The sequence below is a fragment of the Shewanella acanthi genome (assembly GCF_019457475.1).
Taxonomy (GTDB): domain Bacteria; phylum Pseudomonadota; class Gammaproteobacteria; order Enterobacterales; family Shewanellaceae; genus Shewanella; species Shewanella acanthi.
Map to the genome: position 1 here is coordinate 3,141,160 of NZ_CP080413.1, position 22,557 is coordinate 3,163,716.

Annotated in this window: 20 protein-coding genes; 10 read left to right on the forward strand and 10 right to left on the reverse strand. The window is 47.4% G+C overall.

The annotated features are described in order from the left end of the window. Positions 1 to 112: 112 nt before the first annotated feature. Positions 113 to 418 (reverse strand): DUF1289 domain-containing protein, encoded by a 306-nt coding sequence (locus K0H61_RS13520; RefSeq protein ID WP_220052716.1) that lies wholly within the window; start codon positions 416 to 418, stop codon positions 113 to 115. Between the two features lie 184 nt (positions 419 to 602). Between K0H61_RS13520 and K0H61_RS13525 the strand changes: the two genes are divergently transcribed. Beyond that, on the forward strand, positions 603 to 1,139 hold the full coding sequence (locus tag K0H61_RS13525; protein WP_220049910.1) for a DUF4136 domain-containing protein: 537 nt from the start codon (positions 603 to 605) through the stop codon (positions 1,137 to 1,139). Positions 1,140 to 1,190: 51 nt separating this feature from the next. Here K0H61_RS13525 and K0H61_RS13530 read toward each other — a convergent pair whose 3' ends face one another. The 4 genes from K0H61_RS13530 to K0H61_RS13545 form a co-directional block, all read right to left on the reverse strand. Next, the gene (locus K0H61_RS13530; RefSeq protein WP_220049912.1) at positions 1,191 to 2,690 is read right to left on the reverse strand and encodes an AAA family ATPase; all 1,500 of its coding nucleotides are present in this window, start codon (positions 2,688 to 2,690) and stop codon (positions 1,191 to 1,193) included. A gap of 135 nt (positions 2,691 to 2,825) precedes the next feature. After that, positions 2,826 to 3,938, reverse strand: a complete 1,113-nt coding sequence (locus K0H61_RS13535) for an OmpP1/FadL family transporter (protein ID WP_220049914.1) — start codon at positions 3,936 to 3,938, stop codon at positions 2,826 to 2,828. A gap of 302 nt (positions 3,939 to 4,240) precedes the next feature. Continuing rightward, positions 4,241 to 5,386, reverse strand: a complete 1,146-nt coding sequence (locus K0H61_RS13540) for an HlyD family secretion protein (RefSeq protein ID WP_220049916.1) — start codon at positions 5,384 to 5,386, stop codon at positions 4,241 to 4,243. Position 5,387: 1 nt separating this feature from the next. Continuing rightward, positions 5,388 to 5,798, reverse strand: a complete 411-nt coding sequence (locus K0H61_RS13545) for a DUF3302 domain-containing protein (RefSeq protein WP_220049918.1) — start codon at positions 5,796 to 5,798, stop codon at positions 5,388 to 5,390. Positions 5,799 to 6,062: 264 nt separating this feature from the next. Here K0H61_RS13545 and purT point away from each other — a divergent pair, with 264 nt between their 5' ends. The 3 genes from purT to K0H61_RS13560 all read left to right on the forward strand — a co-directional run bounded on the left by purT (position 6,063) and on the right by K0H61_RS13560 (position 11,095). Further along, complete coding sequence (gene purT, locus K0H61_RS13550; RefSeq protein ID WP_220049919.1) at positions 6,063 to 7,238, forward strand: formate-dependent phosphoribosylglycinamide formyltransferase; 1,176 nt, start codon at positions 6,063 to 6,065, stop codon at positions 7,236 to 7,238. Between the two features lie 67 nt (positions 7,239 to 7,305). Continuing rightward, positions 7,306 to 8,796 carry a DUF3142 domain-containing protein gene (locus K0H61_RS13555; RefSeq protein ID WP_220049921.1) on the forward strand — a complete coding sequence of 497 codons (1,491 nt, stop codon included), beginning with the start codon at positions 7,306 to 7,308 and terminating at the stop codon, positions 8,794 to 8,796. Then, positions 8,786 to 11,095: a hypothetical protein gene (locus K0H61_RS13560; protein ID WP_220049923.1), complete on the forward strand. Its 2,310-nt coding sequence runs from the start codon at positions 8,786 to 8,788 to the stop codon at positions 11,093 to 11,095. The genes K0H61_RS13555 and K0H61_RS13560 overlap by 11 nt, the downstream gene beginning before the upstream one ends. 63 nt (positions 11,096 to 11,158) lie before the next feature. Here K0H61_RS13560 and K0H61_RS13565 read toward each other — a convergent pair whose 3' ends face one another. The 5 genes from K0H61_RS13565 to K0H61_RS13585 all read right to left on the reverse strand — a co-directional run bounded on the left by K0H61_RS13565 (position 11,159) and on the right by K0H61_RS13585 (position 15,491). Next, positions 11,159 to 12,112: a D-2-hydroxyacid dehydrogenase gene (locus tag K0H61_RS13565; RefSeq protein WP_220049924.1), complete on the reverse strand. Its 954-nt coding sequence runs from the start codon at positions 12,110 to 12,112 to the stop codon at positions 11,159 to 11,161. Between the two features lie 46 nt (positions 12,113 to 12,158). Further along, a complete protein-coding gene (locus K0H61_RS13570) occupies positions 12,159 to 12,803 on the reverse strand; it encodes an outer membrane beta-barrel protein (RefSeq protein ID WP_220049926.1) in 645 nt (214 codons plus the stop codon). A gap of 68 nt (positions 12,804 to 12,871) precedes the next feature. Then, the gene (gene djlA / locus K0H61_RS13575) at positions 12,872 to 13,654 is read right to left on the reverse strand and encodes a co-chaperone DjlA (RefSeq protein WP_220049928.1); all 783 of its coding nucleotides are present in this window, start codon (positions 13,652 to 13,654) and stop codon (positions 12,872 to 12,874) included. Between the two features lie 71 nt (positions 13,655 to 13,725). Then, positions 13,726 to 14,397, reverse strand: coding sequence for an N-acetylmuramate alpha-1-phosphate uridylyltransferase MurU (murU, locus tag K0H61_RS13580; protein WP_220049930.1), 672 nt, complete (start codon positions 14,395 to 14,397; stop codon positions 13,726 to 13,728). Then, positions 14,394 to 15,491: an aminoglycoside phosphotransferase family protein gene (locus K0H61_RS13585; RefSeq protein ID WP_220049932.1), complete on the reverse strand. Its 1,098-nt coding sequence runs from the start codon at positions 15,489 to 15,491 to the stop codon at positions 14,394 to 14,396. The genes murU and K0H61_RS13585 overlap by 4 nt, the downstream gene beginning before the upstream one ends. 138 nt (positions 15,492 to 15,629) lie before the next feature. On the opposite strand from K0H61_RS13585, the gene lptD reads away from it, so the two are divergent. From lptD to K0H61_RS13615, 6 genes are all read left to right on the forward strand, one after another. Next, positions 15,630 to 17,921 carry an LPS assembly protein LptD gene (gene lptD, locus K0H61_RS13590; protein ID WP_220049934.1) on the forward strand — a complete coding sequence of 764 codons (2,292 nt, stop codon included), beginning with the start codon at positions 15,630 to 15,632 and terminating at the stop codon, positions 17,919 to 17,921. A gap of 234 nt (positions 17,922 to 18,155) precedes the next feature. Beyond that, positions 18,156 to 19,460 (forward strand): peptidylprolyl isomerase SurA, encoded by a 1,305-nt coding sequence (gene surA / locus K0H61_RS13595; protein WP_220049936.1) that lies wholly within the window; start codon positions 18,156 to 18,158, stop codon positions 19,458 to 19,460. 6 nt (positions 19,461 to 19,466) lie between these two features. Next, positions 19,467 to 20,453, forward strand: coding sequence for a 4-hydroxythreonine-4-phosphate dehydrogenase PdxA (gene pdxA, locus K0H61_RS13600; RefSeq protein ID WP_220049938.1), 987 nt, complete (start codon positions 19,467 to 19,469; stop codon positions 20,451 to 20,453). Positions 20,454 to 20,467: 14 nt separating this feature from the next. Beyond that, positions 20,468 to 21,274, forward strand: a complete 807-nt coding sequence (gene rsmA, locus K0H61_RS13605) for a 16S rRNA (adenine(1518)-N(6)/adenine(1519)-N(6))-dimethyltransferase RsmA (RefSeq protein ID WP_220049939.1) — start codon at positions 20,468 to 20,470, stop codon at positions 21,272 to 21,274. A gap of 53 nt (positions 21,275 to 21,327) precedes the next feature. After that, positions 21,328 to 21,708, forward strand: a complete 381-nt coding sequence (gene apaG / locus K0H61_RS13610; RefSeq protein WP_220049941.1) for a Co2+/Mg2+ efflux protein ApaG — start codon at positions 21,328 to 21,330, stop codon at positions 21,706 to 21,708. 21 nt (positions 21,709 to 21,729) lie between these two features. Next, a complete protein-coding gene (locus tag K0H61_RS13615; protein ID WP_220049943.1) occupies positions 21,730 to 22,554 on the forward strand; it encodes a symmetrical bis(5'-nucleosyl)-tetraphosphatase in 825 nt (274 codons plus the stop codon). Positions 22,555 to 22,557 lie beyond the last annotated feature (3 nt).

A 22,557-nucleotide genomic window follows, 5' to 3' on the forward strand; every position in this document is an offset into this window, starting at 1 on the left:
ATAGTCACACTTCAAGTTTAGGGGAGATTGACGCCAATGCCTTTAACACATAGCGGAATTGGAACTTTCCTGAACGGCACAAAGTTAGCGATGGCAAGAAAACCGCAAAAATTTAATCTAAGTCAAACTCGCCAAAATCGAGGTCACTCGATGCTTGGGCATCGAAATCAAATTGAGGGTTAAGCGCCGCCCTTTCCTGCGCAAGTCGTTCTTGATGCGCCTTGTAGAGTGCTAATTGGCGGCGACGCTTACGTTGATTGCAAAGGCGGATAATGTCGTATTTTTGAGCGTCACTAAAATGTAACCAGTTAAAGCGCTCATCCCGACTTCGCATACACCCCTTACAATAACCGCGCGCATCCGTTTGGCAAACGCCAATACAGGGGCTAGGGACATCGAAGAAGGCTAACTGTTCCATGGTATTGAACGACTCTGCCATTTAGGTTGCGCAAAAATGCGGTCTGATATATCAATGGTAAAACAGCACATTGAATCATCACTTTAAACTAAATTACTTGCTGCGACGCCCTTTATCAAGGCGACTTTTTAATCAGCCGGTGAAGCAAGTATCAAAATAACCCCAGCCACAGAGGTACGACACTATGAGATTGACACGTTTTAGTATTTTACTGACTGCAGTGGGATTGCTCGCGGCCTGCAGTACAACACCGAAGAACGACTACGACCTCAACTACGATTTCAGCTCACTGAAAAGTTTCGACCTAAGGCTGCCACAAAGTGTAGACGATCCCCTGAGCGCTGAGCGAATTCAGAATGAGATCAAGCAGCAGCTCATCCAAAAGGGTTTTAATGAGTCAGCCTCCAGCCCAGATTTTCACGCTACCTTCAATCTGCAAACCCAAGATAAGCCACAAAATTCAGGACTTTCAATTGGCCTAGGCACAGGCAGTATTGGCCATGGAGGCGGTATCGGCATTGGCACCAGTGTCGGCGTGCCCCTAGGGAGTAAAACGGCAAAAATTCAAATGATTCAGATAGATATTCTTGATGTTCAATCTAATCGATTAATCTGGCGCGGCAGTGATAGCTTCGATTTTGACTCAGGTGGAGAGAATAAAGCGCAGGACACCCAAAAAGCTGTCGGCAATATTTTGACTCAATTTCCACCCAAGCGTTAAAAAGTCTCTAAAAGATCGTTAGCGGCTCTGAGCCGCTAATGGTAGGTTTTATTATTGATGGGCATTCACAGTGCGACCCGATGCCCATTGCCTTAGGGCATTTATCTTCTCCCCCATCACCACGGATAATGGCCGCGTCTTTGATAATTCTTCGAGCAATAAACCTTGATCTACAACACGGTCGATACTCCTCGCGGTATACATCGCAGAGATAACCACCTGCTCAATCTCGGCGCCCGAAAACCCTTGGCTAAATAGGGATAACTGCGCCAAATCTAAGTGAGTCACATCTAAACCACGGCGCCGGCAATGGATAAGGAAGATATCTTCACGCACCTCGGCATCGGGTAAATCCACAAAGAAGATTTCATCCATTCTGCCCTTACGCAGCAATTCCGGCGACAACGCCTGAATATCGTTCGCGGTTGCCACGACAAATACTTGGGATTTACGTTCTGCCATCCAAGTCAATAAAGTGCCGAGGATGCGAGTCGATGTGCCTTCGTCACTTTGACCACCACTCAAACCCTTTTCAATTTCATCAATCCACAACACACAGGGCGCCATAGTATCCGCCAGCTCAAGGGCATTACGCAGATTTTTCTCGGTTTCCCCTATGTACTTGTTAAAGAGTGCCGCCATATCGAGACGCAGCAAAGGTCGCTGCCACACGCCTGCAACCGCCTTGGCAGCCAAACTCTTACCACTCCCCTGCACCCCAAGCAGTAAAATCCCCTTTGGCGAATCCAACATCGGGGGTTGAGTCTCCCCATCGGCATTCTTTAGTTGCTGCGACGATACTGTGGCACGTTGTCTTAGCCAATTTTTAAGGTTATTGAGGCCTGCAACCTGGGAGAAGTCACTGGTGTCATATTCAAAATGCAGCACCCCATTTAAGTCGAGTAACTGAAACTTAGCCTTATTAACAATATCGATATCCGAGTGACTTATCGCACCATCATTAACAATAGCCTTATGGATTAAACGGCGTGCATCATCTACGGTCACACCGCGGAGGTTCTCAGCCAATTTGGCCACCGCCTTATCGTCCACCTGCAAGGGCAAACCACGTTGACGCAGTGTATCGACTTCGGCATAGATCAGGTTTTGTAATTGCACTGTGCTGGGTAGTGTTAGGTTAAAATAGGCACAATAGCGTTTTATTTCGGGTGGAATATCAAAGGCATGACTGATAAGCACGATAGTATGTTGCAAACTATCGTACTCCAGCGCAATCTCCTTGAGCAGGCGGACATTCTTAGGCGCATCTACCACAAAGGGATGAAAATCGCATAACACATAAATCCCCTGCTGGGTTGTTGCCTTTATTTGCCCCAGCAGTTCAGTCGGATCAGCATTAAATTTTTGCGCTGCCATGGCTTTATCAGCGCGGGAAAGGCCTTGGGTAATACTCCAAGTAAATAGCGGTTGATAGAGAACATTCGCCACCTGTTTAAGCAACGCTACGACGCGATGTTCCTCATAGGTTTCAATTACAACAATGGGGGTGTTCGAGCGTAGTATTGAGGTTAAATCGCGAATGTCTTGCATAGCTAATCCAATATTCCATTTCTAACCAGAAACTTAGCATAAAAAAGTCCAGCGAACTGGACTTTTTTACTTTCATCAAATGCCAATCTGTTCAAACCATTCCATTTGCCATGCGATAGCTTGGCCTCTGGCGCATTACAAATTTGACCAAGTGTATTGCATGCTAAAAAAGTACAAGGTGGGATCTTTAAAGCCCGCGATGGGATTGCCTGTTAAATTGGTTTGTGAAGATTCAACCAAAGTCGCTTCAAACGCGAAATTTAAGCGGCTCTTATCCGACCATTTAAAATCAACACCGGTACCAATTCGATAGGCATCTCCTGCTGAAATGGTAAGATCTGCACGATCTTGGTCTTTAAACATACTGCTATCAAAGGCAAAACCCATGTTCCAAGTCATGTCTGGACTCATCACATACTGGGCGCCGATAGCAATTTGATAGGTATCCTGTGTCTCGGCATTAAAGGTTGTCCGATATCGACTCCAATCCTGCCAGTTAAGATTGCCAAGCAAATGCCAATTTTCTGATATCTTGTGGAATGCGCTGAATGTCAGATATTGCGGCATGATGGCTTCTTGGCCCACATCGGTAAATTTGAGCTTAGTTTCACTCGAATAAGCGAATCCCAATCGCGTCACCGCACTGGGTTCATAGAGCACACCTACCTGACCCGTAATTTGTGTGTCGTTGTCTTTAACATTTTTTGAATACTCGGTGCCATTCAACTGACCTTCAACTTCAAAAACACCAAATTGGAAACCTAACGCCGCCCCAAGGGACCATTGATCGTTTAACCGGTAAGACATCGCCGGTTTCAGGGTTATTGCTTGGGTGGTCACTTTAGGAATATCGACTTTATTGAATAAATTATCGTAATCTAAACTCAAGCCATAATTTCCATAAACACCTATACCAACGGCGAATCTGTCATCCACTCTGTCACTATAAAAAGCGCTGCCCAAGGGCGTAAAACCGATGATATTTTCCGAACGGCCATTATTGTAATTATCTAAATCAGTATCACCATAGAGCCCAATTAAGCTGCCGGAAAAAGATTGCCCCGCAACATGGGACAACCCCGCAGGATTAGACCCTAGCACCGATGCATCATTTGCTAAAGCCGCCTCACCCGCTGAGGCTAACCCCACATTAGTACTGCTATTTTCATATAAGTAGAGCCCACCAGCCTGAACACCTGTTGCGCATAAAAATAATGAACTTACTAATAACGAATGACGAGGTTTCATATAATCCCTTCCGTAATATGATGATGGTAGGTTGCCCGCCTTTCCTAGCTTGCAACCTCCTAACACACTCAAGATGTCTTAACTTTAGGATGGGAAATCAATTCAGTCTTAAAATTTTTAGTAATCGCTGCATTTTGAGTACAAAGACTGAGGTTAATGGTCTGCCTAACCTTTTAATATGATGAATACGGTACCTAAGGCATCGCTACAGACTTAGCATGCGATATATCATTCCTCTGTCAGCGACTCGGCATAAAAAAGTCCAGCGAACTGGACTTTTTACTCCCGAAATAGGGTTATGATTAATGACCATCGAAGAAGAGATAATTCAGCCACCCCTTCATCCGCAAGAGCACCTTACGCATCACTGAGATATGATGAAAATGCTCTGAATACACTGCGACTTGTCCTTGAACACCGGCGGGGAATTGCTTACGAATGGCATCATCATCGATATCAATAATCACAATCACCCGTCCGCTTTGGTAAAGCTGCGTTGCCGATAACAACGTGCCATTTGTTTGTATTTCACCCTCAGCCATTGCAGGTAATATCTTAGCAACTTTGCCGCTAAAGACCTGTCCAGGCGCCGCATCGAGTACCACTTCGGCTTCATCGCCTACTTTTAAACGCAGTATGGAGTTTTGCCAAAATGCACCCGCAAAATAGCGCTCCTCATCGGGAATAAAGGTCATCACTGGGCGAAGCGGCATAGGCACTGCCATAGTGCCAGGACGAAGCGCCATTTGAGTGACCATTCCATCGGCGGGAGCCCGCACTATGGTATGCTCAAGGTCATACATGGCGCTGGCCAAATCCGCCTCGAGCGCTACCACCTGAGTGTTTACTCCATCCACATTTGACTCATAGGCAAGGCGCGCTTTTAACTCATCGGCCTGAGCCGCTGTCAGCTGCGCTTCAGAACTCAGGTACATTTGCCGTCTGTTATCGAGCTCTAAATCGGTAAAAGGTGAATTGGCACCACCCTTTCGATGCCCTTGTTCATAACGACTATAGGCCGATTTAGTGCGATCCCTATCGGCCGTTGCCCGAGCAACATTTGCCTTAGCGGCCTCCCAAGTCGCCCCAAGTTGAGGAACGTCCTGCTTAGCCGCTATCAGGGCAGCTTTCTTCCTGTCAACCACCGCTTGAAAAGGCGTGGGGTCGATGCGAAACAGCACATCTCCTTCCTTAACAGGCGTGTTAGGTAACACATCAACTGAAATTACCAATCCCCTGACCGCAGGCGTAATAGGAATAGTCACAAAGTATTCCCGCCCAAAGCGCGAATAGGGATGGTTGTAGTTCATGATTAACAATAGACTGGCAATTAACACGACACCGCCCAATACGGCAGTAGGCACAGTCCATTTATTCAGGGGGATTTTGAAGACTTTAAAGATAAAAACACAGAAAGCGCCATAGGTTAAAATCAGTAGCAGATCCATTTTACACCTCGCCGTTATTGTTTTTTGGGGTGTTAATAACAGGTATTGGATCTTGTTTAAGCTCAGGCGCTTCGGCAGATTTCAATTCAAGGGCCACAATTTTGCTCTGTAATTCCAAGACCGTTTGCCTTAGGGCTTTCACATCCTCCTCTAACGCTTCCTCTTTTTTCATTACCGTACTGAAGCCCCAGCCCCTATCTTCTCGATAAAGAGTGGCCCAGATCCACAAAAACGGCCAAAGGACATGTAAGGTGAATAAGCTAATCCAACCCGCAATGTGTAAAGCATCCTGCTGTGGATGATTACGCTTCTTCGCTATCTCATAGGGAATATCATGAATCGCGATACTCCCATAAAAAATAACGAGAACAACAAAAAACAAAATGCCTAAGGCAAAGTAATCCAAAAACATGTTTGACTCCCTACAGCAACCAAAAATCCATATAGGCCAATAGGTTCAACTCGGCCAAATTGCCTTGCGCCCACTCAAACACAAACAGACTATCTCTGTATATTTCTACACCACATTGGCAAAAGCGCAACAAATCCATACAAATAGCTTGATGTTCAACACACTTGATAATTTCCATCACAAAAACCGTTCGCAATCGGGTAAACTATGCCCCAAGAACGCCATAAGGCGTCAATAACCCTATAAAATAAAAGGTACCCACACATGATTGGCACTCCCTACACAGAGGGCGCACGTCGCGCCATGTTGCTCGGCTGCGGCGAACTTGGAAAAGAAGTTGCAATTGAACTGCAACGTTTAGGCGTTGAAGTCATTGGTGTAGACCGCTACCCTAATGCTCCTGCGATGCAAATTGCCCACCGTTCTCATGTGATCAACATGCTCGACGCCAAGGCACTGCGCGCGGTGATTGAGTTAGAAAAACCTCACTTAGTGATCCCTGAGATTGAAGCCATTGCGACCCAAACCTTAGTAGAAATGGAAGCGGAAGGTGTAAACGTTGTCCCTACAGCGCGTGCAACTCAGCTCACCATGGACAGGGAAGGCATTCGTCGCCTCGCTGCCGAAACCTTAGGTCTGCCAACCTCACCGTATTTCTTCTGCGACACAGAAACCGAATTCAATCAAGCCATCAGCGAAATCGGCATCCCTTGCGTCGTTAAACCAGTGATGAGTTCTTCAGGCAAAGGCCAGAGCGTTATCCGTGACGCAGCCCTAAGCCATAACGCATGGCAATATGCCCAAGAAGGTGGCCGCGCTGGCGGTGGTCGCGTGATTGTGGAAGGCTTTATTCCCTTCGATTACGAAATCACGCTGTTAACCATCAGCGCCGTAAACGGCATTCACTTCTGCGCGCCTATCGGCCACAGACAGGAAGACGGCGATTACCGTGAATCATGGCAGCCGCAGGCCATGTCGGCCGAAGTGCTGGCTAAATCCCAAGCTATTGCGAGCAAAGTTGTTGAAGCCTTAGGCGGTTACGGTTTATTTGGCGTTGAGCTATTCGTTAAAGGCAATGACGTCTACTTCTCCGAAGTATCCCCTCGCCCACACGATACTGGGCTTGTCACGCTTATCAGCCAAGACCTATCAGAGTTTGCGCTGCACGTTCGCGCGATCCTAGGATTACCTATTCCAAACATCCACCAGCACGGCCCAAGCGCCTCTGCGGTAGTGTTAGTTGAAGGTAAATCGCAAAACATTCGTTACCAAGGTCTATCTGAAGCATTAGCGGCACCTAACACCCAACTGCGTCTGTTTGCAAAACCCGAGATTGACGGCCGCCGCCGCTTAGGTGTGGCGCTTGCCCGCGATACCGATATCCAGAGCGCGGTGAATAAAGCACTCGACAGCGCAAGCAAGGTCAAAGTGATTTTCTAAGCCTTATCCATTGCCCGCCGATCTGCATCGGCGGGTGATTTTTCTTCACCTATTAGCCGCAAATATAATGACTCCATTATCCCAACTCACCGCGGCGCATCTTAAAAAGCACCTAAAGCAGATTTTATTTTCAAGCCTGCCACGTGTTACTGTACTGCTTGTTTTCGTCACTTTTGTCGTTATTGCCATTTTCACCACGCTGACAAACACGCCGTACGTCGAAGAAAAAAAGCTTGATACATCTCATCAGGTTTCGTTTTCAGACAGGCACTCAAACACGCCATCGAGCAAGGCTATTCAATCCGTCACCTTAGAGCATGAGGTCTATATCTGGCAGCGCCAATGGCGCAGCGAACATCAAACGGCACTCAAACAAAGTGAAGCGGCATTTAGCGGCTTACGTATCCTCGCCCTGCAGGCCCACCCCAAATCCGGCATTAACGACTCTTGGTTTGAAGTGGCTGTTAATCATCAGTACCTAAAGGCTGACCCGCGCCCTAAAATTGCCGTGATTAGGCTAGATGGTCAGCTCGCAAGGCTAGATGAAGCACAAATCATCAGCCATATTCAGCAAATGCTGCGCCACTGGCAAGAGCAAGGCACGGTTATCCAAGGGATTGAAATCGACCACGATAGTGCAAGCAGCAAGCTTGGCGCCTATCGCGGTTTGCTGCAAAAACTCAGGGCGCAGCTCCCTCCTACACTACAACTGAGCATCACCGCCCTACCCGCTTGGCTTAATAGCCCAGAATTCCCTTCACTCTTAAGTCATATCGATGAACTGGTACTGCAAATCCATAGTGTTAGCGATCCCCGTAAGGGATTATTCGATCCCATTAAAGGCGCTCAATGGGTTAAACAGGTTTCCAAAATAAGCACTGTCCCTTTTCTTATTGCGCTCCCAAGTTACGGCTCGGCGGTCTACAGCACAGACAAAGGCTTTGAGGTGGAAAGTGAGGTTGCGTTACACAGAAATAGGAATGGAACGGATAAGATGCAGGAGTTGATGGCTGATCCCAAAGCATTACAGTCGTTCATTCAACAATTGCAGCAAAGAAAGCTTCCAAAACTTAAGGGGATTATCTGGTTTCGATTACCACTAGAGGGCGATAGACGCATCTGGCCACTTTCGACCTTGATGGATGTCATTAACCAAAAGCCCCTTGTCGCCAACATTGAGCTTGAGATTGGGCTCATCGGCTCGTACTCGGCGCAAGCTGCAATTAACTCTAATGCGTCTCATCTTACGGCTAAGTTGTATCAATTGGCGCTATTCAATCGCGGTAACGTCGCAGGCATATTACCCAATAAAATTCAGCTCTTAGGCACAAACTGCATGACTAAAGATGGCCAAAACGGATACTTAGTTTCCACCAATAAAGATGAAATAGTATGGCAATTACCGGAGCGGAAGGATTCTGACAACACTTTAATGAATGTCACTCCGAGTAATGGGTTACCCACAGAGCAAGCAGCCACACTCGCCCCCAATAGCCGAAGAGTGATAGGCTGGGCATGCTGTGACTCATTAACTTTACAGGATATTTATGCGCCATAGGCTCAACAACAGCGTAGCTACGGCTTCAACTTGCAGGCTCAACAGACTCAAGAAAATCAGTCTTGTTTGCTTAAGTTTGTTTTCGCCCGCACTGCTCGCCTGTGGGCCTGACTTTCCGCTGCAGTTAACCTTAGATAGGCAAAACAGTTTAAGCTTTTTGCCACAAACCGCCTTTAGTCAACGGATAGCTCCCTTAGCAGCGCCGCTACCTTGGCGATATCAGGCCGAACCCGCCGCACTCGAATACCTCTGGGACGAGGTTAATAACCGTTATCTCTCCCAGACCAGAGCCTATGAAAACAGCGAATTGTCGGAAGCCGATTTTGCCCTAGTCAACGCCCTACGCGATGCAAAAGACTTAAGTGATGCCAAAAGACTGGCTGCCCAAATTAAAGATGCCCTGCCGCAGGCTATCGTCTTATATAGCTTGGGCGCCGTCGCCTTTGAGGCTAAGGACTACGCCAGCGCTAAGGAATACTTTACTCAGGTCATAAATTTACCCGATGAGGAGCGTGAGAGTCGCAGTCTCTGGGCACTCTATAGTCTGTCGCGCATTGAGCTTATTCAGAGCCACCAAAGCCAAGATAACGAGCACTTCACTCGTGCCAACGGCTATCTTACAAGGCTGCAAGACGAAGTAGTCAAAGGTCGAATCGACCCACTGCGCCTAAGCTTAGCGAGTTTAGGGGAGCAGGCCTATATTCTGCTCCATCAGGGACAAACGCCTATCGAAGTCACACAAGCAGAGTATGAACCGCCAAAGCTCGACGTCAGCCTAAATCCAGAGGTGATTAACCGCGTCATTACCCTTTATGCCACCCAATCGGTCGAGGGCGATAGTGGCGGCTATGACTCGCTGCTGATGTTAAGTCGCAGCTTGATGGCGAAGGACGTCAATGAGCTTAAGGTGTTACTCAAGAAGGAAAAAGTCCAGCAATTGTTGATCGCCTATTGGCAGAGCAGTAGCAGCGAATTTGCCTACGGTGGGCAATTGTCTGATTTCGGCTTAAAGGTCGCGCAAATCCTGAAGGTGTTTCCCACTGATGCGGCCAAACTCGATAAAGGCGACACGCTCGCCGCCATCTATTATCAGCTGGGGAATTATGCCAGTGCCGAGCGCATGCTAATTCATGCTAAGCCAAGCGGATTAACTTGGTGGCTCAGTGCTAAATTACACCTGCAGCGGGGCGATCAAGCGGGCGCCGCTCAGGCCTATGCCCAAGCAGCAAAACATTTCCCCACTCAGGATAACCTCTCAACAGAGACTCTCGATGCAACGGCGACTCAGCAACGCGCAATCCATCGGGATCTGGAACAAGCGGCATTGTGCCGCATTCGCGCCGAGCAGGGTGTGCTATCCCTCGAACGTGGTGAATATCTCGATGCCCTTACCCACCTACTCGAAAGCGGTGATGAATATTGGCAGGATATTGCCTATGTGGCCGAGCGGGTACTGACCACCGATGAGCTAAAGGCCTTTGTCGATGCAAAAGTGCCATTACAAGCCTACGATAACCCAGAGGACAGCGATTGGTACGATAACATCGAACCTATCAATAACCGTTTGCGCTATTTGTTAGGCCGCAGGTTACTGCGCGAAGGCACTGTTATTGAGGCTAAAGGCTATTTTAGTCATCCATCTCAACAGGTCATTGTCGCTGAATATGCAAAAGCCTTGACCCGCGCGACTCACACCTCGGGGATTGAACGAGCTAGCGCCTACTGGCGTGCGGCTCAAATTGCCCGTGAACATGGCATGGAAATCCTCGGATTTGAACTTGCACCGGATTATGCCGTTTATCAGGGCGTATTCGATTTAACGGATTGGTATAGTCAACAACCGTTAGCGGAAAAAGAGCGACTAAGGGTCGATGCAAGTAATGCCATACCAAATAAACGCTTCCATTACCGCTACCACGCCGCCCAATTAGCAGATAAAGCCAGCAACGATGTGCCCCATAACAGCCAAGCCTATGCAGCACTGCTGTGCCAAGCAACGGGCTGGGTGCTATATCGGGAACCTTCACTTGCCAAACAGTACTATCAAAAATACGTGGCTAACGGCCCCTTCGTCCCTTGGGCGCAGCACTTTGGTTTGCAATGTGAAACCCCAGATTTTGCCAGCGCATTACAACGGGAAAAGGCGAATCACATTGCTAAATGGCAAGCTCTGTACCATCAACTTAAAAAGCCTGTGGCCATAGGGCTTGTTGCAATGTCAGGATTAGCTGCGGGAGTCATTGCGCTCGGTTGGCGCAGGAAACATCGCTTGAGTAAAGAAGTGAACAACGCTTTATAACGCCAGTAATACCCCCTCATTTTTCTATCAATGAAACATAAGGGGTTAGGTTTAATCCTGCAATCAGGGATTGACCCAATTGCAGGGTTTATCCGCCAAGAAACATTTCACATTCGCCACGGCAATATCCAACAGGTTTTGCCGTGCTTCTTTGGTTGCCCAGGCATTGTGCGGAGTGATACTGATATTGGGCGCACTCAGCAGCGGATTATCAGGGCTTGGCGGCTCAGTTGAGAGTACATCGACCCCAGCAAAGAGCTTGCCTTGATGCAAGGCCTTGGCAAGGGCGGCTTCATCGACTAAACCGCCGCGGGCGGTATTTATCAGCAGCGCCTTGGGCTTTAACATTTCAAGGGTTGTGGCATTAATAAACTGGTCGGTTTCAGCACTGAGTGGACAATGAAGTGAGAGTATATCAGCCAACCTAAATACACTTTCCTGCTCGCACCAGCGTACACCCTCGGGTAAATCCGTTAATACCCTTCGCGTATTTACTAACACCGTCATGCCAAAGGCGAGGGCTAATTTTGCCACCTGCTGACCTATATCACCGTAACCGATTAGCCCTAGGGTTTTCCCCTTTAATGATTGCAAAGGCATTAGGGTGAAACAAAAATCACGGCATTTGCTCCACTCACCCGAGGCCACCGCATTATGGTGAACGGCTACCGCTTGGGTATGGTGCAGTATATGGGCAAACACCATCTGCGCCACTGCATCAGGGCCGTAGGCGGGCACATTGGTAACGACGATAGACTGCGCTTTTGCGGCCACTAAATCGACCACATTGGTGCCCGTGGCAAGCACACCTACATATTTAAGCTTAGGAAGCTTTGAAAGTGTGGCAGCATCGAGGGGCGTCTTGTTAGTCAGCACACATTCTGCATCGATTGCCCTTGGGATAATGTCATCCCTTTGGGTATGCTCGAAACACGTAAACTCGGCTAATTCCGCCAGCGGCGCCCAACTTAAATCACCAGGGTTTAAGGTGCCACCATCGAGAACCACTATTTTCATTGCCACATCATCCTTAAAGTGTTGCCCATCATCTCATGGGCTGGATTTAGAAACTCAGTTTTAGACCGAGATTGGCCTGAGCCTGCCACATCAAATCTGAAGTAATGTGCCACAGACAGGTATTAGCATTACAAAAGAGTGCCGAATCACTATTGATAAAGGTCGCATTACCACGAATATCACCAAACAGAGATAAATTCGAAGCCAAACGATACTCTGCGCCAACACCTAACCCCATAGAGAAACGAGTTTCAGTAGACCATCCCTGTGCCATCAAACGAGTCACGCCCGCCGTCGCAGTCACGTAGGGACGAAAATCCCCCCTTGGAAAATACAGCGTTCCGCCAAGGTGGATATAGTCGACATCTAAATTGGTAAGTAAATCGGGGGAATCGAGGCCACCACTTCTCAATTCTGAAGATTGGCGGCTAAACATCAAATAGATATTACCGGGATCGTTAGTGGATAAGCCGACCATTAAGCCATAGTGCTCCCCCTCTTCGATTGAGATGCCCTTTTTATTACCCGTTTCGACTTGGCTATCGTCAAGTTCATTCAAATCAAATGAGTTACCACCAAAGCTATAGCCGCCAAAAGGGGCAACAAACACTTCAGACTCCGCATGGCTAGAAAAAGCAAGCACTGCGGGTAACAGACTTACCAAGGCCAGTAATCGATTAGCGTTTTTCATCTTCATCCCTTTATCCTGTTATTATTCCTGCTCTTTAGCTGCCGTATGCAACCAAAGTCATATCCGCGTTAACGCATACCGCGCTCTGATTTCACCCTATCGTAGGCGGCTTGAATATCCTGTGCCTTCGTCTTGGCAATTTCCATCATCTCCGGCGGCAACCCCTTAGCCACTAACTTATCGGGATGATGCTCATTCATCAACTTGCGATAGGCCCTTTTTACCTCTTGGTCGCTCACATTTGAGTTAATCCCAAGCAAGTTATAGGCATCGGTGATGGATGTTTTATTGCCATTGGACGTTTGATGGAAGCGGTATTCCGCCTGCCAGCGTTTCAGCAATTCATCAAGCTGAGCTCTGCCATAACCTAACTCTTGGGCAACCGTCATCAAAATAGCGTGCTCAGCTGCATCCAACTCGCCGTCGGAAAGTGCGGTTTGAATTTGGATTTCAATAAACATCTGTAGTAATTCTTGCCGCCCCATTGTCACGGCACGAAAGGCCTGCAGACTAATGCGAAGATCAAAATCGGCATCCTTACCATCACGGAAAGCCTGCTGCGCCTCACGGCGAGCCTCACCCGACAAACGCATCTGATCCATTAACATTGTGGCAATTCGGATATCGGTTTCGGTCACCCTTCCCGATGCTTTAGCCACATGCCCCATCACGGCAAAGGTGGTATTGAAGAATATCCGTTGACGATTCTTGGCTTGCCCAATAACTTGACTGAAACCACCTCCTGCGCGTTTGTCATAAAGATGCCCAAGCCACAGGCCCAAGAGTGCACCAAAGAAGCGGCCAAACATATAGCCAATGACAAATCCAAAAAACTTACCCGAAAAGCGCATCTAATATCCTAATCTTGTGTACTCATTAAGACTCTTGAGAGCCATTAATCACTTAGCCATGGGCGAGACTGTTAAGCGCTGAGCTTATTTTCCAACACCTGCAACCGCTCAACAGTGCCGACATCACACCAGTAACCGCGATACATTGCCCCACTAATTCGATTTTGCGCCATTTGCGATCTTAATAATGGAGCGAGGGCGAAGGCTCCATCGGGGCAATCTTTAAAGAGCGATGGACGATAAAGCCCAATACCCGAAAAGGTAAATTTATCCTCATCCCCCTCAAACACCTTAGCATTGGCTAGGCAAAAATCCCCATTGGGGTGCTGCACAGGATTAGGTACCAACCAAAGATGCGCCAGCGCATCCTCATCTAGCAAATGTAATGCTGGTAATGAATCAATAAACACATCGCCATTGATCACCAAAAAGGGGGTATCGGTGTCACCTTCTGTCAACATTGGCAAGGCCTGTTTAATACCGCCACCGGTTTCAAGGGCGCTGGTCTCGGCGCTGTACTGGATCTTAACCCCGAAAGCGCTGCCATCGCCTAGGGCTTCTACTAACTTTTGCCCAAGCCAAGCATGATTGATCACTATATCGACTATGCCTACGGCGGCCAGTTTTTCAATATGATAAACAATCAAGGGTTTACCCAGAACTGGCACTAACGGTTTTGGCAGGGTATCGGTAAGTGGTCTTAAGCGCTCGCCACGTCCCGCGGCTAGGATCATAGCCTTCATGACTGAACTCCCGCTGAAGTGGATTGATTAACGACTGCACTGTTAAATGCGGGGACGACCTTGGACTCCATCCACAGCGCAAAAGCACTCAACTCTGGATAAGCCTTGGCAATGTCGACGATATAAGACAGGGTCAGCGGAATATCCTTCATGTAGGCTGGTTTATTGTCGCGATAATTAAGGCGGGCAAAAATACCTGCGGCTTTGATATGACGCTGCAGCCCCATTAAATCGAACCATCTTTGGAACTGCTCAAGGCGGGTTCCTTGCGAGATAAGGTTGCGCTCGAGGCACTGCTGATAATGCTCTGTCATCAATTCATTCACCATGTTTTGCGGCCAGCGAATATAACAGTCACGCAGCAGAGACACTGCATCATAGGTCACAGGACCTATCACAGCGTCCTGAAAATCAATCACACACAGTGCATCCTCTTTTAGCATCAGATTGCGGCTATGGTAATCGCGGTGCATACCCACCCTAGGCTGTTCAAGTGCATTATCAACTAAGGTATCGAAACTGCTATCGATTAAGGCATTATCATCCGCCGTCAGCGTAAGATTTAGGTGAGTACCTAACAGCCATTCAACAAAAATATGCAATTCGCGGCGCACAAATGCGTCATCATATGTCGGCAGTGGTAAAACCTGCTTCGTCTGAGGATCGACACTTTCAACTACAGTTGCGACCTTCGGTAATAGTGCAAGTGCACTGCGGTAATAATCAGCCACATTCTTCTGATTTAACACCGATAATAACTGCACATCACCAAGGTCGCTTAATAACATAAAGCCCTGCTCGGTATCATAGGCAATCACCTCAGGAACGGTTAGCCCTGCCCGTGTATAGGCATCAGCTAATGCAATAAATGGGCTGATTGGCACTAACTGCGGCGGAGAATCGGCAACGATAAAATGGCTTCCTTCAACTAGAACTCTAAAGTAGCGTCTAAAGCTGGCGTCACCGGAAATAAGCACTGGCTTCACATCGCAGGAAAAATAACGGTTCAGCCATTGATTAAGGGAAAGAAATCTCGGATCGGATAAGGTCATTTCATGGCTCTTAAAGAAAAATTGCTTTATTATAGCTGGCATACAATTTGGAAACAGCTAAGAAATTGATAGATTTAATTAGCGTTGTTGCACTCTATACATTGGTGGTTTCACCATGTACTTTGCAACTTTCCCCACCAATACTTGTCCAGACTAAGAATTCATTATTATTGACCTAAGATGCAGATCCGTTACCTTGTGGCCTTGAGCCTGTTACCGCAATTAGTCCAGGCAGAAGAATCTCCCACTACCGCATCACAATGCGTTATTGAGCCGCCAGTTCCCCGTATCGAATCACAACCTGGACTTAGCGCAGTAGAACGACAAAAAATTCGAATTGTTTCCGATAAATCTAATGCGGAGATGGGCAAGCAGGCCGTCTTCAGTGGTGATGTTGTTTTCAGTCAAGGCGATCGTCATATTGCCGCCGACGAAGCCATTCTCGACCAAGCAACTGAACAGTTTGATGCTAACGGCAACTTAATTTTCCAAGATACAGTATTTACCGTCACCGCCGATTCGCTGCAGGCTCAAATGCGCAGCAATCGCGCCACCTTGACGGGAGCTCAATATTGGTTGCATGGACAGCAGGTACACGGCGATGCCGAGAAACTGCAGATCACCATGAACAACAATTTGATCTTAACGAATACTAACTTCACCACCTGCCCTCCTGAGGATGTGTCTTGGCTGCTCGAAGCTGAGAAAATTAAGATCAACAGTGATGAAGAATGGGGCGAAATCTGGAACGCAAAACTCCGTGTGGCCGATATTCCGGTATTTTATATTCCCTATATGACGGTGCCAGTCTCGGACAAGCGTAAAACCGGTTTCCTATTTCCGAGTTTTAGTACCAGTACGACTAACGGCTTTGAAATTAATGCCCCCTATTACTGGAACATTGCCCCTGAATATGACCTTACCTTCACCCCCAGCTTTATGTCAGAACGGGGTCTATTTACTAAAACTGAGTTTCGTTACCTCGCTGGCGAAGCCCAAAGTGGTCGCCTGAATTTTGAGTATCTCGGCAATGATTCAATGCTCAGTGGCAGCCCAAACCGTTACCTCTATAACTGGCAACACCAAGGCGCAATCGATAAAAACTGGCGAGTACTCGCCAACTTTACAGAAGTATCGGACAACAATTATTTCAACGACCTCAAGTCCGATGTAAACCGTGCCACCGACAACCAGTTATCCCGTATCGGTGAAGTCAGTTATTTTGAACGAAACTGGGATTTCAGTACTCGGGTGCAAGACATCAAAGTTCTTGGGGAAGAAGAGAAACCCTATCAGGTAATGCCACAGTTAAACTTTAACTACCGCGCCGCCAGTTTCTGGCAAAACTTAGACTTTGGCTTTAACTCCGAGCTCACCAATTTTGCTCATCAGGATAGTGACATCAATACTGCGACACGCCTGCATATGGCGCCAAGCATCACACTGCCCATCCATGGTCCATCGGGCTCGCTCACCAGCCAACTCAAGTTGATGCAAACCAATTATTGGCAGCAAAATAACAATCCAGTTCAGGAACTTGATGAAACAGTTAGCCGTACAATTCCACAGGTGCGGATTAATGGTCAAATCAACTTTGAACGTTTCACCGACTATTTTGACAAGAATTATCGCCAAACCCTTGAGCCGCAATTCCAATATTTATATGTGGGTTATGAGGATCAACGTGGTATTGGTATTTACGATACCGCCCTACTGCAGGACGACTATTTCGGTCTTTTCCGTGATCGCCGCTTTTCCGGTCTAGATAGGATTTCCGATACCAACCAATTCACCCTCGGTGTTACAACGCGTTTGTTTGACGATCATAACCAAGAGGCGACGAAATTCAGCATTGGTCAAATCTTCTATCTAGAGGATTCGAAGGTTGGTTTTGAAGATAATTTATTCGAACAAAATCAATCGACATCCGTTTTAGCAGCGGAGCTCGATACCCGCTTAACTCAAGATTGGTACGTGGGCGCAGCAATCCAATATGATACCGACACCAGCGATAACAAAAAAACTGAAATGACTTTAGATTACCGTCCTGAAGTCAATAAGTTACTGCAATTTAGCTATCGCTACGTACCAGACCTGCTCAACTCTAATACCAATGACCTTGCGAACATTTCTCAAGCAGGTATGCGTACAGCTTGGCCGATTAGTGACAGTCTTTACCTAGTAGGTAACTGGTATTATGACCTGAACGAAAAACGTAGCATCGAAACCTATACAGGCTTTCAATATGAATCATGCTGTTACGCAATCCGTCTGAGTTACCATTACCGGATCAAAACCAATTATGATGACAATATTGGTTCAGCCATCGTCGATAACCGTGAACAGTTTGAGAGCGGCGTCTACCTTAACCTCGTCATTAAAGGTCTCGGTGGCTCAGGTCCATTGGGTGTCTCGGATATGCTCAATGATGGCCTCTTTAACTACAGAAAACCGCTTTATCTGAGGAATTAGCAAAGATTTATGTTAGATTGCTGAACCTCAGCTAGGACTTGGAGTCCAAACAGCTTAACAAGAGTCTCGTGGTGCCTATTTTGCAAAGGCCACGTCCAAATAGGAATAGCACCGCACTCTTTTGGGGTTGCCCACGTCTGCATGAGGTAACTCTTTGTAATTTCGTTATAAATGGTAAAGCTAACTTACAATAAGCCGTCGAACTAGACCTTAGAACGTGCCAAGGATTTGTGGATGAAACCCAGTAAACATCTGATTTTTGCTTTATTTGCCCTCGCTATGAGCCAAACAACAATGGCCGCCCCATCGCAGCTCGACCGAGTTGCCGTCCAAATCAACGACGGCATCGTTCTCGAAAGCGAAATCAGCAACATGATCGACACTGTGAAAGCCAACGCCAGAGCCGCTAACCAGTCGCTGCCATCGGATTCGGCATTGCGCACCCAAGTTATCGAACGTCTAATTTTAACCCGTTTACAACTGCAAATGGCTGACCGTATTGGTTTGCATATTGGTGACTTGCAACTTGACCAAGCCATTCAAAACATCGCGCAAGAACAGAAAATGACCGTTGCGCAAATGCAACGTAAAATTGAATCTGAAGGGTTAAGCTATAGCCAGTACCGTGAACAATTGCGTGAAGAAATTACCCTAGGTGAAATCCAACGCATTCAAGTTCAACGACGTATCCAAGTATCTCCTCAGGAAATCAATGGTCTAGTCAAACTCATTCAAGAACAAGGCATGAAGGATGTTGAATTCCAAATCGGTCACATCCTGATTGATGTGCCTGACAATGCAACTAGCGAGCAGTTAGAAGCCTCGAGCAAACGCGCTAATGCTGTGCTTGAACGCCTGAAAAAAGGCGAAGATTTCCGCCGCACCGCTATCGCCTCATCGTCGGGTCCAAAGGCCCTAGAAGGTGGTATTTGGGATTACATGAACATCAACGAAATGCCGACCCTGTTTGCCGAAGTGATTGGTGGTGCAAAAAAAGGCGATATCATTGGCCCGATTAAGAGTGGTGCAGGTTTCCATATCATCAAGATCATGGATGCCCGTGGCCTACAGACTAAAGAAGTTGAAGAAGTCAGAGCGCGTCATATTCTGCTAAAACCGTCACCTATTTTGTCAGAAGACCGTGCTAAGGCTATGCTTGAGCAATTCCTAAAGCAAATTCGTTCAGGCGAAGCGAAATTTGAAGATTTAGCCCGTCAGTATTCTGAGGATCCTGGTTCTGCGGCTAAGGGCGGCGAACTGGGCTGGGCAGATCCAAGTGTGTATGTTCCAGAATTTGCTCAAACGCTGAAGAGCTTGAATCAAGATCAGATCAGTGAGCCATTCCGTACTACCCACGGCTGGCACATCACTCAACTTGAAGAACGCAGAAAAACAGATGCAACGGATCAATTCAACACTAACCGTGCACACCAGCTCATCTTCCGTCGCAAATTTAACGAAGAACTGCAAAACTGGCTAGACGAAATGCGGGCCGAGGCATACATTGAAGTCTTTCAGCCAGAGTCAAACCGAGGTTAAGTAGAATTGACCACTAAACGCATCGCCATTACCCCGGGAGAACCCGCTGGTATTGGTCCCGATTTAGTCGTACAACTCGCTCAGCAGGCTTGGCCTGCTGAGTTAGTCGTTTGTGCTGACCCCGAATTATTAGCCAGTCGCGCTAAACGTCTTGGCTTACATGTGACCTTTCGCCCATATCTACCGAATCAACCGCCAAAGCCGCAAGAGGCAGGTACACTGACCATTATGCCCTTCAAGCTAATGACAGAAGCGCTGTGCGGCAAGCTCGATGAGCAAAACAGTGCCTATGTGGTTGATACTCTTCGCTACGCGGGTGAAAAAAACATGAGTGGTGAGTTTGATGCCGTTGTCACAGGGCCTGTACACAAGGGCATTATCAACCAAGCGGGCATTCCCTTTAGCGGCCATACTGAGTTTTTTGCCCATCAGGCGAACTGTAGCGATGTGGTGATGATGTTGGCAACGCCAGGGTTGCAGGTTGCATTAGTGACGACCCATATTCCACTTGCCTATGTCGCAAAGGCGATTACCCGCCAACGGCTGCACCATATCATTAAAATTTTACATGCAGATCTCATCAGTAAGTTTGCGATACCAGAGCCCAAGATTTATGTCTGTGGCTTAAATCCCCATGCAGGTGAAGATGGGCACTTAGGCCGGGAAGAGATTGATGTTATTATTCCCGCGCTAGATGAGCTTCGTGAAGAATTCAACATGAACATTATTGGCCCATTACCGGCCGATACCTTGTTCCAACCAAAATATTTACAGGACGCAGATGTCGTATTGGCCATGTACCATGACCAAGGTCTGCCCGTTCTGAAGTCACAGGGATTTGGCAAGTCGGTAAACATTACCTTAGGTTTACCCTATATCCGTACTTCGGTTGACCATGGTACGGCGCTCGACCTTGCGGGAACAGGCAAAGCCGATATTGGTAGTTTTGTCTGCGCCTTGAATAAAGCCATTGAGTTATCCTCAAAGAACTAAACGATTAGACATTAATGAGTAGCAAAGTACATTTGGGCCACACGGCCAGAAAGCGTTTCGGACAGAACTTCTTGACCGATGACAATGTGATTAACCGCATTGTGGGTGCCATCGCCCCGGATAATGACCACGTGATGGTCGAGATTGGTCCAGGTCTTGGCGCCCTGACCGAACCTGTAGCCCTATCAGTAGATAACCTGACCGTAGTTGAGTTAGACCGAGACTTGGTTGAACGCTTACAAAACCACCCTGTACTGAAAGACAAACTGACCATCCACCAAGGCGATGCGTTGCAGTTTGACTTTAGCCAACTCTCAGTCCCAGGCAAAAAACTCAAGGTTTTCGGTAACCTACCGTACAATATTTCTACACCACTCATGTTTCATCTGTTCGAGTTTGCCGAACTGATTGAGACAATGCACTTCATGCTGCAAAAAGAAGTGGTACTGCGTTTATCCGCAAGCCCAGGCAACAAAGCCTACGGCCGATTAACGGTGATGGCGCAGTATTTCTGCCAAGTGGTTCCAGTGCTCGAGGTGCCACCGCACAGTTTTGCTCCGCCACCAAAGGTTGACTCGGCGGTTGTGCGTCTGCTTCCGTATGCACAAAAGCCCTTCCCATGTAAGGATGTGAACGTTTTACGCCAACTGTGTACCACTGCATTTAACATGCGCCGCAAGACACTGCGTAACAACCTTAAACACATTTTGAGCGATGAAGAGTTCGAACAACTCGGTATCGATCAAAACCTACGTCCAGAGCAAATCAGCGTTGAACAATATGTTGCAATGGCGAACATGGTATGTGATAAGAAGGCGTAATAGGTCTTTATTTGCAGGGTGCTAAGGTGCCCTGCATCATTCTAAGGAACAGCATGACTACGTTGGACACGTCAATCAAAGTCGAAGTTAAAACCGAATATATCGAGCAACAGTCCTCACCCGAGGATCATAAATACCTCTTTAGCTACACCATCACTATCACCAATCTTGGCGATAAAGCCGCAAAACTCGAAACCCGTCATTGGATAATTACCGATGCTAACGGTAAAACCAGTGAAGTTCAGGGTTCAGGCGTAGTAGGCGAAACCCCCACCATCCAACCCAATGCGTCATATCAATATACCAGTGGCACTGTGCTGGATACGCCCCTTGGCTTTATGCACGGCACTTATGGTATGGTCAGTGAATCGGGTGAACATTTTAAGGCAATGATTAATACCTTTCGTTTAGCCACCCCAGGTTTATTACATTGATTTGATTCTACAAAGGTTATCGTGGCCCATTATTTTGTTGGTGATATCCAAGGCTGTTTTGCCGAATTACAAAAGTTACTGTTAAAGGTCGATTTTAACCCATCTAAGGATACCCTTTGGGCGGTTGGCGATTTGGTGGCGCGCGGACCAGACTCCCTCGCAACCTTACGTTTTTTCCAGTCACTAGGCGATACTGGCAAAGTGGTGCTCGGCAATCACGATATGCACCTCTTAGCCCTGCATGGAAAACTTAAACGTAACAAACCCAGTGATAACCTCACGCCTTTACTCAATGCGCCGGATATCGAAAGTCTTATCAGTTGGCTAAGGCTGCAGCCGTTAATGCGCGAACTGCCTGAACATAACGTCATCATGACCCACGCGGGCGTACCGCCACAGTGGTCGTTAGAGACTCTGCGTCAAGAATCACAACTCGTCAGCCAAGCGCTGCAACAAGCTGACTATTTAGATGCACTTATCAGCAAAATGTACTCGGATACCGCCGAACGCTGGGAGCCAAATGCAATCGGCATCAATCGCTTGCGGTTTTGCATTAATGCCCTGACCCGTATGCGCTATTTATTTGTCGATGGCCATTTAGATTTCGACTGCAAACAACCACCCGAAAACTGCACAAACCCACAACTTCGCCCTTGGTTTGATTTCGCCTCTCCCCTTAGGGAAAGCCACACACTGGTCTTTGGCCATTGGGCTGCATTGATGGGTAAAGTCAACTCGCCTAAGTTAAAGGCGCTCGACACCGGTTGTTGTTGGGGTGAATACCTGACGCTCTGGCATTTAGAATCTGACCAAAAAATTACCCAAAAGCGGTTAAAAAAAAGTTAAACT